This window comes from Acidisarcina polymorpha, from assembly GCF_003330725.1.
GTDB lineage: Bacteria > Acidobacteriota > Terriglobia > Terriglobales > Acidobacteriaceae > Acidisarcina > Acidisarcina polymorpha.
The window spans coordinates 3,849,919-3,862,598 of the sequence record NZ_CP030840.1 but is presented as its reverse complement, the minus strand read 5'-3'; the positions used below and the strand labels follow the sequence as shown (position 1 = coordinate 3,862,598).

The 12,680-nt window shown below is 57.8% G+C and carries 11 protein-coding genes; 2 read left to right on the top strand and 9 right to left on the bottom strand.

Annotation, left to right across the window (positions count from 1 at the left end; all coding sequences use genetic code 11):
* Positions 1–184 precede the first annotated feature (184 nt).
* On the bottom strand, positions 185–1,438 hold the full coding sequence (gene glgC / locus ACPOL_RS16450) for a glucose-1-phosphate adenylyltransferase (protein WP_114210868.1): 1,254 nt from the start codon (positions 1,436–1,438) through the stop codon (positions 185–187).
* Between the two features lie 176 nt (positions 1,439–1,614).
* On the bottom strand, positions 1,615–1,968 hold the full coding sequence (locus tag ACPOL_RS16445) for a hypothetical protein (RefSeq protein ID WP_114208012.1): 354 nt from the start codon (positions 1,966–1,968) through the stop codon (positions 1,615–1,617).
* A 138-nt stretch (positions 1,969–2,106) separates the two neighbouring features.
* Between ACPOL_RS16445 and ACPOL_RS16440 the strand changes: the two genes are divergently transcribed.
* A complete protein-coding gene (locus ACPOL_RS16440; RefSeq protein WP_114208011.1) occupies positions 2,107–2,586 on the top strand; it encodes a hypothetical protein in 480 nt (159 codons plus the stop codon).
* A gap of 42 nt (positions 2,587–2,628) precedes the next feature.
* Entirely contained in the window at positions 2,629–4,191 is a 1,563-nt protein-coding gene (locus ACPOL_RS16435; RefSeq protein WP_114208010.1) for an acyl-CoA mutase large subunit family protein, read from the top strand.
* Positions 4,192–4,207: 16 nt separating this feature from the next.
* Here the strand turns inward: ACPOL_RS16435 and ACPOL_RS16430 are convergent, their stop codons facing one another.
* From ACPOL_RS16430 to ACPOL_RS16400, 7 genes are all read right to left on the bottom strand, one after another.
* The gene (locus tag ACPOL_RS16430; protein WP_114208009.1) at positions 4,208–4,945 is read right to left on the bottom strand and encodes a hypothetical protein; all 738 of its coding nucleotides are present in this window, start codon (positions 4,943–4,945) and stop codon (positions 4,208–4,210) included.
* Between the two features lie 172 nt (positions 4,946–5,117).
* On the bottom strand, positions 5,118–6,338 hold the full coding sequence (locus ACPOL_RS16425) for an MFS transporter (protein WP_114208008.1): 1,221 nt from the start codon (positions 6,336–6,338) through the stop codon (positions 5,118–5,120).
* Between the two features lie 107 nt (positions 6,339–6,445).
* The gene (locus ACPOL_RS16420; protein WP_114208007.1) at positions 6,446–7,333 is read right to left on the bottom strand and encodes a segregation and condensation protein A; all 888 of its coding nucleotides are present in this window, start codon (positions 7,331–7,333) and stop codon (positions 6,446–6,448) included.
* Entirely contained in the window at positions 7,330–8,421 is a 1,092-nt protein-coding gene (gene trpS, locus ACPOL_RS16415; RefSeq protein ID WP_114208006.1) for a tryptophan--tRNA ligase, read from the bottom strand. The genes ACPOL_RS16420 and trpS overlap by 4 nt, the downstream gene beginning before the upstream one ends.
* A 141-nt stretch (positions 8,422–8,562) precedes the next feature.
* Positions 8,563–9,249, bottom strand: coding sequence for a site-2 protease family protein (locus ACPOL_RS16410; protein ID WP_114208005.1), 687 nt, complete (start codon positions 9,247–9,249; stop codon positions 8,563–8,565).
* Between the two features lie 112 nt (positions 9,250–9,361).
* Entirely contained in the window at positions 9,362–11,614 is a 2,253-nt protein-coding gene (locus ACPOL_RS16405; RefSeq protein ID WP_236656837.1) for a transferrin receptor-like dimerization domain-containing protein, read from the bottom strand.
* A gap of 158 nt (positions 11,615–11,772) precedes the next feature.
* The gene (locus ACPOL_RS16400) at positions 11,773–12,597 is read right to left on the bottom strand and encodes an acyltransferase (RefSeq protein ID WP_114208004.1); all 825 of its coding nucleotides are present in this window, start codon (positions 12,595–12,597) and stop codon (positions 11,773–11,775) included.
* Between the last annotated feature and the right edge of the window lie 83 nt (positions 12,598–12,680).

Here is a 12,680-nt window from a genome sequence, read left to right as displayed (position 1 = left end):
GAGCGAGATGTCGCCGGGGCGTAGGATCGATCGGCAACGAATGAACAGGTAAGTCTTATGGTTTCGCCCGTCGAACCCTTAAGTCTGCAGCAGCACCGAGTTGGCCTCGGTGGCGATAGCGGTAGAAAGAAATTCTAAGCTCCCTCAACATGCCTGAGCTAAACTGCTGCCTCTGCCGAAAGCCTTAGCCCTGCCGCATGAATTCCGGAGAAACCGGACTCTCGTAGAGCGAGTAATCCCGAGCGACCACGGTCAGTCCCGAGGGCGTCACAAAATAATTCCGCCGATCCTCGTTCTGGTCATAGCCGATCACCGTTCCTTCCGGAATATGGACGTCGCGATCGATGATCGCCCGCTTGATGCGGCAATGCCGTCCGATGTCGACATGCGAGAAGATAATGCTCGAATCGACTTCCGAGAATGAGTTGATGCGGACATCCTGAGAAAGCACGCTGTTCCGCACCACCGCTCCTGAAACAATGCAGCCCGCGGAGATCGTGGAGTTGATCGCCATTCCCGTGCGCCCCGGCTCGCCAAAGACAAATTTCGCCGGCGGATATTGCCGTACCCGCGTCCGCATCGGCCAACTCGCGTCATACAAGTTGAACATTGGCGAGACCGAAGACACATCCATATTCGCATCGTAATAGGCATCGAGTGTGCCTACATCCCGCCAATAGAGGGTCTCTTTTTTATTTTCATCGACGAAATTGTAGGCCGTCATCTTGTACTGGCCTAAGATCGCCGGCAGGATGTTATGGCCAAAATCATGTTTCGAGTCGGGGTCCTCGGAATCTTTGATCAGGGCGGGCAACAGGACATCCGTGTTGAAGATGTAGATGCCCATCGACGCATCGACCATTTCTGGATTGAACGGTGAACGCAGCTCGGTACTCGTCGGCTTCTCTAAGAAGCCAACCACCTCGCCGTTCTTGCCGACTTCCACTACGCCAAATCGTTTCACTTCGTCTGGTCGAACCGGCAACGTCGCCAGGGTCACGTCCGCGCCGGAGTCGACGTGGTGCTCCAGCATCTTGCTGTAATCCATTTTGTAGATGTGGTCGCCGGAAAGAATGAGCACGTGCTTGGGCTGCTCAGCTCCGATCGAGTAAATATTCTGGTAGACAGCATCTGCCGTGCCCATGTACCAGTTGGCGCTCACTCGCTGCATAGGCGGCAAGATCTCGATGAACTCACCGAGTTCCTGGGCCACGATTCCCGTCCAGCCTTCGCGGATGTGGCGATTCAGCGAAAGCGCTTTGTACTGCGTGAGAATATAAACCCGCCGCAGACCCGAGTTGATGCAGTTAGAGAGCGTGATGTCGATGATTCGATAGTGTCCGCCAAACGGGACGGCTGGCTTCGCCCGGTCGCGAGTCAACGGAAATAGCCGTTCTCCAGCGCCGCCAGCTAATAGAACTCCAAGCGTATCCCTCATGCTGTTGCCACGCCCCTGCATATCTGCTCACTATTCGAAAATTCGATTTCCGCCAGACATTCTCGTTCTCTTACGGAACGAGCGAGTGTAGCACACGAATGCAACCCGTATCATGTACGGTCAATGCATGGCTTCACGCATCGGACCACATCCCCAGATTTCTTTCACCCGGACCGCTATGCCTCGGTCTGGGAGTCTCCCGCACTCTCACCCTCAACCGCGATCCGGAGGGAACGCAGGAAGCTTACATCCTGAAGTGTGAACTCACCCACGTTCACTACTTCTCCGTCCGCGCCCTCGCCCTCAGCCGGCGTGGTATTGCCTGAGCCAAGACGCTTGGATGGCGGCAGGATCGCGCCGGGTTGCTGCTCCACTTCGTTCAGGCCGATGGTCGCCTCTAACATCAGGAGCACGTCAAATCCCTGCTTGCGGATATCCTGCACGACGCTGGCAATGTCCTCTGATTCCGAAACGGTTTCATGGATCGCCTCCCCCAGTTTTTGAATCAAACCCCGCAGGCGCTTATTCAATGGCCAGCCCCATTTCCGCCTGCCGGGCGCGACCCCGGACAGACATATATTTTCACTACCTTACTTCTGATGATCCAGCACCGCAATCCGAATCGTCCTCACCAGAAAAGAATCCTGTCCCACTGATAAAATTCCCACATGGCTGCGGAAACTTTTGGGCGAAAATTAGGGATTGGCCTTCGACTTGCCGCAAAAGCAGTCCAGCAGCGGGCTACCGCAACCCCTGCGCCTTCAGCGGTGAACGCCCCGGCATCAGTCGGTCAGGGGTCATACTCGAGAAAACAACCCATCTCAACTCCAGCCACAATCCAGGCTGCAGCCAAGGCAAAAGGAGTAGCTCGCGGCGCCAAACGGTTCGGCGAGGCGGTCTGGGGGCCAATGGCCCATACCGGCGGCGTCCTTTGGCTGGAGATCACTGGCTTGTTCTTCGCCTTGTTTTTCCTTTTCTTCGCGCAGAACGTCTACAAATTTCGTTTTTCTTACAAAAGCGGCCCCGACCACACCCACTTTCTCATCTATTCGGTCTTGACCGTCCTCTTTGCCGCCTTCACGTTCAGCCAGTTCTTCAAGGCCCGGCGCAAAGAGCAGAAGAATCGCGCACGCCGAGCAGAGCGGTAGCTCGGTTTTAAGTCGCAGATAAATCTGCTATGGTGCGCGGTGATGCGTGACCAGCCCTTCTTCACCCAGCAAGATCTTGACGACGCTAATTTCGATCCACACCGGGATTTAGGGGAGCCGGGTCAATTTCCCTACACACGTGGCATCCAGCCCACCATGTACCGCGGCCGGCTGTGGACCATGCGCCAATATGCCGGAATGGGCGATGCCGAGGCCTCGAACCTACGCTACAAGTTTTTGCTCGCCAACGGCACCGCCGGGCTCTCCGTGGCATTCGATCTCCCCACCCAGATCGGGTACGACTCCGATGATCCGATGGCGCTCGGCGAAGTCGGCAAAGTCGGCGTCGCTATTGACTCCATCGAAGACATGGAGCGGCTCTTCGCCGGCATCCCCCTGGACAAAATCTCCACCTCGATGACCATCAACTCGACGGCCAGCATCCTGCTTGCTCTCTACGTTGCTGTTGCTAGACGACACAACATCCCCCTCGGAAAACTCTCCGGTACTGTACAAAATGACGTCTTGAAGGAATACATCGCTCGCGGCACCTACATCTACCCGGTACATCACGCGCTGCGCATCGTCACCGACATGCTCGCCTGGACCACGACAAACGTGCCTGAATGGAACACCATCTCCATCTCCGGCTACCACATGCGCGAAGCTGGCTCGACCGCCGCGCAAGAACTCGCCTTCACCCTGGCCAACGCGATCGCCTACGTCCAAACCGCCCTCGATGCCGGCATGGAGATCGACGCTTTTGCGCCGCGCCTCTCCTTCTTCTTTAATGCGCATAACGATCTTTTCGAAGAGATAGCCAAGTTCCGCGCCGCTCGCCGCCTCTGGGCGCACATCATGCGCGACCGCTTCGCCGCCAAGAATCCGCGCTCCTGGATGCTCCGCTTCCACACCCAGACGGCCGGTTCGACACTCACCGCACAGCAACCTGAGAACAACATCGTCCGCACCACGCTGCAAGCGCTTGCGGCGGTGCTTGGAGGCACGCAATCCCTGCACACCAATGGCTACGACGAAGCCCTGGCCCTCCCTACCGAGGAGGCCGCCCGCATCGCCCTCCGCACTCAGCAGATCCTCGCCCACGAGTCCGGAGTCGCGCAAAGCATCGATCCCCTCGCCGGCTCTTATTTCCTCGAGTCGTTAACTAACGACATTGAGCGCCAGGTGCAGGAGTACTTTGCCCAGATAGAAGCCATGAGCGGCATGTTAAAGGCGATCGAACGAGGCTGGGTGCAGCAGGAGATCCAGAACGCCGCTTATCGTCACCAGCAACAAGTCGACTCCGGAGAAGTAGTCGTCGTCGGAGTCAATCGCTACTCCCAAGAAGAAGACCCGGACATCCCCACACAAACAATTGACGAGAACCTGGAACGCCAGCAGGTGGATAGAGTTCGCGCCCTGCGGCTTCGCCGGAACCAGCAGCGTTGTCAATCTGCAATCGACGCTGTGACAGATGCCGCCCGCAATGGAGCCAACCTGATGCCGGCGATTCTAGAAGCCGTAGAAAGCTGCGCTACCGTTGGCGAGATCGCTGGGGCGATGCGGAAGGTGTTCGGCGAATACCGGGAGAGTGTGGTTGTCTAGTCTGCTGCAAGGTCGCTCACTGCACCGGAGTCTCATCGACCGCCTTATACCCCGCAGGCACCTCGAACAACTTTGGATCCGGCTCGCCACGCTTCACTTGGGTCACCGAAATAATCTGCGCGCCGGTGCGAGGGTCTTCATGCTTCATGAGCATGTTTAAGTGCAGATCCTCGGAATACCAGTATTGGTCCTTGATCATCAACGGCTTGCCGGTGGTGCTCACTGCGGCGGTCACCGTCTTCGTCTGCAGGATGCCGTGGACCGCGACCGCTTCCATCACGCTGCTGCCCAGATCTTCCTCCTTTATCTCTGGAGACAATGGATGCGACGGCTCTTGAGGTCTCTGTTGAAGCACCATCTCATGGGCGAGATGGGTAGAAGGAATGAGAAAGACGCTCATCCGCGTCTGCGGATCGTAGAGATGAACGGACAACAAGGACGGCTCCCCTGCAAATGTAACCGGCACCAACTGCCGCCGCTCATTGTAAATTCGTCCCTGCGCGTCGCGGGCGATCCGGTTCGTCGTCTTGCGCATCGCAGTCTGGCCGTTGTCCAGTTCCACCGTCGTCTGGATGTCGACGACCGCCGAGAACGGTGCGTTGGGAACCGGCGTCACAAAGACTCCCGGCACTCTCGTCTGAACACCTCGATAAGGATGCTCGATCGATCCCTGCGCCACCTGCCCGTAAGAAACGGGCGCGGACATCAAAGCACCGAGCCACAATACACTGGAAAGAATCACAACTCTTCGCACAGGCGCCTCCGCAAGCAAGAGTCAGCGAAAGTTTACCGCAAAGGCTACCGGGATACAGCCACTCTTTTGGCCGCATCGCTGTCGGTGTCCCGCAAGCGGGATAATACAGCCGCAGAGTCACTCATCGAGAAAGAATCGGCTTTGAGTTCCGACTCACTCCGATTTGGGTGTTCTAGCCAAGCGTCAATTCGCCGGCTTCCAACGCCACCCGATGCTTTCGATCCAGATGGGCCGACCATAGCGCCAGCACGAGCATGCAGACGGTCACGATCCCGCTCGCAATCGGGAGTTGCCGATAGCTGAACCCCGCCGTGAGCAGCGCGCCGCCCAAGGTCGCTCCACTCGCATTGCCCAGGTTGAACGCGCCCTGGTTTAGCGTCGAGGCGAGGTTTGGCGCAGCCGATGCTTGTTCGACGATACGCGCCTGCAGCGGGGTTCCCGCCGCAAACACCAGCGCCCCCCAAACCAGGACCGAGACCACCATCGGCACCGCGAATGGCTCGGCGAAATAGAGACAGGTTAGCGCCAGCAAGAGCGCCAGGAGCGACATCACCAGGAAACGCATCGGCCGCCAGTCGCTTAACGCGCCACCCGCCAGGTTACCAACCGTGATGCCGATGCCAAAGAGCAGGAGCACCAGCGTCACCCCATGGGGAGAGATCGCCGTAACCTTCTCGAGCGTGGGCGCGATGTAAGTGAAGACGCAGAACAGCGACGCCGAGCCGAGGACGCTCATCGCCAGCACCAGCAGCACTCGCGGATTCCGCAAGACACGAAATTCGTGGATGAGTTCACTGCTGACCTTTGGCTGCCTTGGAACCAGCCAGAAAACCGCCACGGCAGCGATCAACCCAATCGGCACAATCGCCCAGAAGGAAGCCCGCCAACCAAATGCCTGTCCCAGAGCGGTTCCCGCCGGCACTCCCAGGACATTGGCCAACGTCAGCCCCGAAAACATTATCGCGATGGCTTGCGCCCGCTGGTTGCTCGCGACCAGGTTCGAAGCGACCACGCTGCCAATGCCAAAGAACGCGCCGTGCGAAAGCGCCGTCAACACCCGCGCTAAAAACAACATGTTGTACGTCGGAGCCGCTGCACAGGCGAGATTACCCAGGATGAAGACGCCCAGCAGCAGGAGTAGAGCCCGTTTGCGCTCTAACCTCGCAGTCGCCAACGCCACCACCGGCGATCCCACGGTGACGCTCAGCGCATAAGCCGTGACCAATATGCCGGCCTTGGGGATGCTCACCTGAAAGCTGTCCGCCAAGTTCGGCAGCAGTCCCATGATGATGAATTCCGAAGTTCCAATGCCGAAGGCGGCGACTGCCAGCGCCATCAAAGGGGTGTGCGTCAGAATATTCTTCCGGGGAAGACTCTGTACAGACTCTGCCATAGCTCAATTGCAACACAGGAAGCGCTTACTTGGGTCTTCGTTCAAGAAAAACCGCAATGGCGATCGATCCTCATGAAATACTGCCTGAGCAGCGACTGAAAGCCCTGCTAATCCCATTCTTCGCGAGCGTCGGCCATGCGCGCGTTGAGTACACTTTCGAAATCAGCGTGCTTCTTGATCAGGATGTCACTGAAGTTCTGTTCCTGCCTGAGTAGAATCGCCTGCAGCCGCACGAGTTCCAGCAGCGCCAGGAACATGCAGATCAAGGCGCGCTCAGAGCGGGTGTTCGCCAGCAGCCGCCGCAGCGCTATGGGCTTGTCCTCCATAACTAATCGCCTGCGCACAACCTCGATCATCTTTCCCACGGTCACCGTGTCTTCCTCGACATCGAGGACAGGGCGAGTTCGCGCCCGCTCCAGGACTTGCCGAAAGACGCGGACCAGATCCACGGTGTCAGCGGCGATCTCCTGGACAATGTCCTGCCCTGGGCCATCAGCGTTGAGGAACTCGCGCATCTGCGGGTTGCTCCAGGTCGCGTTCTCGATCTGCTGCTTTTGCGCCAGCATCTGCGCCGCATTCTTGAAGCGTTCGTGTTCAAGCAGCCGCTCCACCAGTTCACGGCGAGGATCTTCAGTCTCGGCGTCGCCCGATTCCGCTGGTGATCGCGGCAGCAGCATCTTGCTCTTGATATGAATCAGCAGCGAGGCGGTGTAGATGAACTCGCCGGCAACATCGATGTCGGTCTGCTTCAATCCTTCGACGTAGGAGAGGAACTGCGCAGTAATCTTCGCGATGGGTATGTCGTAGATGTCGATGTCTTGCTTGCGAATGAGGTCCAGCAGCAGATCGAGAGGACCGTCGTAGACCTGACCCACGCTCACCGAAAACGGCGAAACGTTCGCTGCCTCCTTCTTCAGGTCGGAGGCGGTCTTCTCATAGGGCGCTTTCGCGTCTACTCTGGCAGCCGCATTCGGGTTGGCGTTTGCTTCGGTCATGTGCCGATCGAGCCTCGGCGCCGCGGCGAAAGCCCCATCACCTCGCGGACCTCAACCATCGTCTGCTCGGCGCGCTTTCTTGCCTTGGCTCCCCCATCTTCGAGGATCTCCCAAACCAGCTCGGGATTCTCTTCAAAAGGTCTACGCCGTTCCTGAATTGGCCTCAACGCGGCCACGATCGAATCGGCGGCCCAGCCTTTGCACTCGATACAGCCGATGCCGGCAGTGGTGCAGCCTTCGTACACTTTAGCGAGTGTCTCCGGACTCGAAAAGACCTTATGCAGGTCGCCAACCGGACACTTGTCGGGATTGCCGGGATCGCTCCGCCGCACTCGCGCCGGGTCGGTCACCATGGTCTTCAGTTTCTTGCGGATTTCATCTTCGGGATCGGTGAGCAGAATGAAATTTCCGTAGCTCTTGGACATCTTGCGGCCATCCGTGCCAGGAAGCTTTGGGGATGGAGTCAGCAGGGCTTGTGGTTCGGGAAGAACCTCACTCAAATCTTCGGATTTCTTTCCACAGTAGTAGCCGTTAAACCGCCTCGCAATCTCCCGTGTCAGCTCGACGTGCGCGGCCTGATCCTGTCCGACCGGCACAAATTGCGGCTGATACACAAGAATGTCTGCCGACTGCAATAGCGGATAACCGAGAAATCCATAAGTCGTCAGGTCCTTGCCGACAATGTTCTCCTGCTGCTCCTTATAAGAAGGAACGCGCTCCAACCATCCCAGAGAGGTGATCATGGACAATAGCAAGTGCAGTTCGGCATGCTGCACGACGTGGCTCTGAATAAACAGTGCGCTGCGCTCGGGATCGAGGCCGGCGGCCAGAAAGTCCATGCCCACTTCAAGCGTGTTCTGCTTTACGCTGGAGGGATCAGCATAGTCGGTCGTGAGCGCATGATAGTCGGCGATGAAGAAGTAGCATTCGTACTCGTCCTGCATGCCGACCCAGTTATGCAGCGCGCCCATATAGTTGCCCAGGTGCAGCTTGCCGGTCGGCCGCATGCCACTCAGCACGCGCTTTCTGTTACCGGATTCAGCCGCCAGGCTTGCATCGCTCAAAGATGTTTCAGAAGAAGTCGTCACTCAAGTCCTTGCAACCACAAGAAAGTCACCGCGCCCAGAGAAAGGATTCTGGCCTCTGGCACTCGTCCTATTGTACGGAATCGGAGCGGGCGCCCCAGGTTCGCGAAGCACCGCCGAGTTCACTAACCCTGGACGACCAGCCTAGAGCGAAAACAACATGGATCGAATTGCGAAGAGCACTGGGCTCACCACGAATCCGACCACCCGGCCCCCGAAGAAGATCATCAGGAAGAGGCTGATCATGCCGAGCCGATCGTACATCGCCGTCCAGCTATACGGCAGCATGTGCCGGAAGATGTGGCTGCCGTCGAGCGGCGGAAGCGGCAGCAGGTTGAAGGCCGTCAGGAAGAGATTGATGATGATGCCAAAGTAGCAGAACAGCACGACCGGCAGCATGATGGTGCTTTGAAAGACGTTAATTTGGCCCGATGCCACCTGGTGCACGACATCATTGCCAAGCTGCGAGGTCTTCGCGATCACCACCAGCAGGATTACGAAGGCAAAGGCCGCCAGCAGATTGCTGCACGGGCCGGCGAGCGTCACCAGAATATCGTCACGCTTATAATTCCTGAAATTACGTCCGGTTACCGGCGTCGGCTTCGCCCAACCGAGCAGAGGAATTCCAGAGAACATCGCAATTAAGGGGAAAAGAAGCGTGCCGATCGGATCGATATGCTTGATTGGATTCAGGGTGACTCGGCCAAGCATGCGCGCCGTCTGATCGCCCAACCGCGAAGCCATCCAGGCGTGCGAAGCCTCATGGAGGCTCAACGCGAACAGGAGAATTGCAAATTGAAACAGCTTGATGACGATCTCTTGTGGACTCATAAACGCACTTCATTCGATGGTAGCAGGATATAGACCGCCTGGCTTTCAGTTGCGCTGCCTCAGCCCATGCCACCCACGGTTATCCAGCCAGCAGCCGCTAGATAGTGAAGGTTCATTGCCGCGCGACGGCCTTTAATTCCCCAGTAAGAAGCTCCACGAACCTGGCCTCATTCTCGATAGCTTGGGCGACCAGCACGATCTGGGCATCGGCATCGGCATACCTCCGCTCCTCGATCGCCTCGCGGATGCCAGGCAGCGTCTTCGCGCCATAGCCGGTATACCAGCCCGGAGCATAGATCAAATGCTCCATCCAGGGGCGCCGCGGCAGCCCCTGCGGACTCGTCAGTTGACGCTCGGCCTGGGTGAGCTGCGCGTTCAGCGCCTTCAGGCTCGCGCTGAAAAGAGCCTTGCCGCTGGCGTCGGAGCGTGCCTTCGCGTAATCGCCGGAAGCCTTGTCCAACGAAGCCAGGGCATTGTCGAGCGGGGCAAAATTGAGGAATGGCGGGGTTTCGAGCGACGGCGGAGCCACCATCGGGTGCTTAGGATCGTTGGTCAGCACGTAAGCATTCAGACTTAGCGCCGCCTGACGCTCTTTCGCCTCAGTACGGAGCGTTTCGAGCAGCGCCTTCACTTCGGTGGCATAGACGTGCAGAGTATCGGCAAGCGCCGCAAAGTCATACGGCAATAAGTCCGACTCCGCCATCCTCAAAACCAGGGTGCCGTTGGTCTGCGCCAGCGCCCGGCCGTACACGAAGGTCGTATCGGCGAAGTGGGTGTACCAATAAAAGTCGTCGTAGATGGAGTGGTAGACTCCCTCGTCGTCCTCGCCGCTATAACCGAGGTCGAGCGAGGCGATGCCGAGGTGATCGAGAAAAGCGGCGAAATCCGACCCGGAGCCCAACGCGCCGATTCGCAAATCGGAGCGGCTGGCGGCATCCTTGCGTTCATCGGCTGTTCCGTGGAGGAGCTCATAAGCCTGCAGCCGCTGCCAAACGGAAGCCTTGGTTTCCGGATCGGCAATCCCGCGCGCGACCTCGTTCACGAGTGGCTCGAGAGAATGAGATCCTTGAGCGGAGAGGTAACCGCGCTCATTGCCGTCGCTGTTGATATACACAGCGGCATGCTCGCGAAGCTCCTCGGCATGTTGCTCGGCCCACTCCGTCGAGCCCAGCAACATCGGTTCCTCGCCATCCCATGAACAATAGATAATCGTCCGTTTCGGCTTCCATCCGGATGCAGCTAGTTGGCCGATCGCGCGGGCCTCCTCCAGCAAAGCCACCTGTCCTGATATCGGATCATCCGCTCCATTAACCCAGCCATCGTGATGATTGGCGCGAAGTATCCAGACATCCGGCTCTTCGGAGCCGCGCATGGTGGCAATGACGTCGTAGACCGGCTTCAAGTCCCAGTTAAACGCCAACTCCAGGTGGACCTTTTCCGCGGTTGGCCCGATGCGGTAAGTCAAGGGGAGCGCGCCACGCCAATTTTCGGGAGCGACCGGGCCTTGGAGAGCCGCGAGTAAAGGTTGGGCGTCTCCGTACGAGATGGGAAGCACCGGTATCTTGGCCAGCGATTGTGCATCCTCGCGCTTTAAGCGCTTGGCGTCCGCGGTGGCGCCGATTCCAGGCGTCAATGGATCTCCGGGATAGAGGGGGGCATCGAGCACGCTGCCACGTTGGACTCCCTCCGACGGCCGCATCGGTCCTTTTGGAAAAACATCGTCATAGGTATAGCCATCATCTGCCGGATCGGAGTAGATGATGCACCCGATCGCCCCATGCTCGGCGGCTAATTTTGGCTTGATGCCGCGCCAGGAGTGTCCATAACGAGCAATGACGATCGCGCCCTTCACAGAAATGCCATAGCGGGCGAGCTGCTCATAATCCTCAGCCAGGCCATAGTTCACGTAGATGAGAGGCGCGGTTACATCGCCATCAGGAGAATAGGCGTTATAGCTCGGCAGTTGCTCGTCTCGCTGATTGCTGGTGGGGTCACTGGCCACTGCCGGTTCTTGCAGCTTGGCGCGAAAGGCTCCCATCTCCACTACTCGCGTCTTAGGCGTAGGAAAAAGGACCTGAAATGTCTCGATATGCGCGTCCCAGCCCCATTGCTTGTACTGCGCCAGGATCCATTCGGCATTCTGCTTGTCATACGGAGATCCGACATGATGCGGTCGAGCGCTAAGCAGCTGCATACTGACGCGCATCCGTTCGGGATCGGGAATTGCAAGGAAGCGTTTTTCGAGATCGAGCTCGTTCTTCGCGTTACCCGCACTAAATCCCAACAGCGTGGAGGCGACGGGCTGCTGGGCAGAAACCACAGGCACCATGCATAGAGCGGACAGGGACAGAGCGGCCAGTCGCAATATTTCTCCTCAATCAGACAGGATGGACAGCAGAATGAGGAGATGCTATCAGGAATGCCAGCCGGCTACAGGATGGACATTCAGAACACTTTATCCGGCATAACCGGTGGAGAACGCAGTTTCTATGGCAGCCCTCGAATCGCTGGGCTACCACAAGCCTACTGTGCAGGTTTAGTATCCGCGTTTTCGCCCCTGAGATCGTCCTTGCTTTTGATCGTCCTTGCCGGAACACCGCCGACGATAGAATGTGGCTCGACCGTGTGGGTGACGACCGCTTGTGCGCCGACAATTGCATCCTCGCCCACCTTTTGACCCGCCATGACGGAGGCATGATAGGTGATTCGCGCGTCCGGACCTATCTCCGTTGTTTTGTTGGTCACATCGGAGGAGTTGATCGGGTGGTGGGTGTGGGAGTACACAGCCGCGTAATCGGATAATGATGTTCCTTTACGCAGGATGATCTCGCCCCGGTCGTCGAGCATCACGTATTTGTGGATGACGACATTATCCTCGACGGTCAAGTTGTAGCCGTAGCTAAACTCGACGCCATGGAAAATCTTGACTCCTTTGCCGAGGCTCTTGAAGATGTGTCGCCCCAACATGCAGCGAAAACGAAAGCCGAGCCAGTGGTTCAAGCCGACCGGCGACCGATCGAACATCTGCCAGAAATAGATGAGAGGCTTACGCTCCGCATATTTTTCAACGTCGATATCGCCGTAGTATTCCGGCTCGAGAGTAATGTTGGCCGGATCGAGCGAAAGCTGTAATACGTTTCCCGGCAGCTCCGAAGTAAGCGTAAAGTTCAATTTACCGCCGTGGGGCCGGCCCAGGTACAGTTGGTGCAGATTGTCTCGAACAATCTCGGCGCGGAGTGCCGGCTGCTTGTGTTTGGTGAATTCTTCGTCAAGGTACTTCAGCCAGCGGCGGTAAAGTTCTTCAGCTTCGGCGGTCGGATGCAAATCGCGATATGGATAAACAGGCATTCAATGTCCTAGGCGAGGCCAAGCAAACACCGCGCGCAAAATTCAGAATACGCTGAACATCTCTACGATGCGCCAGGATACGG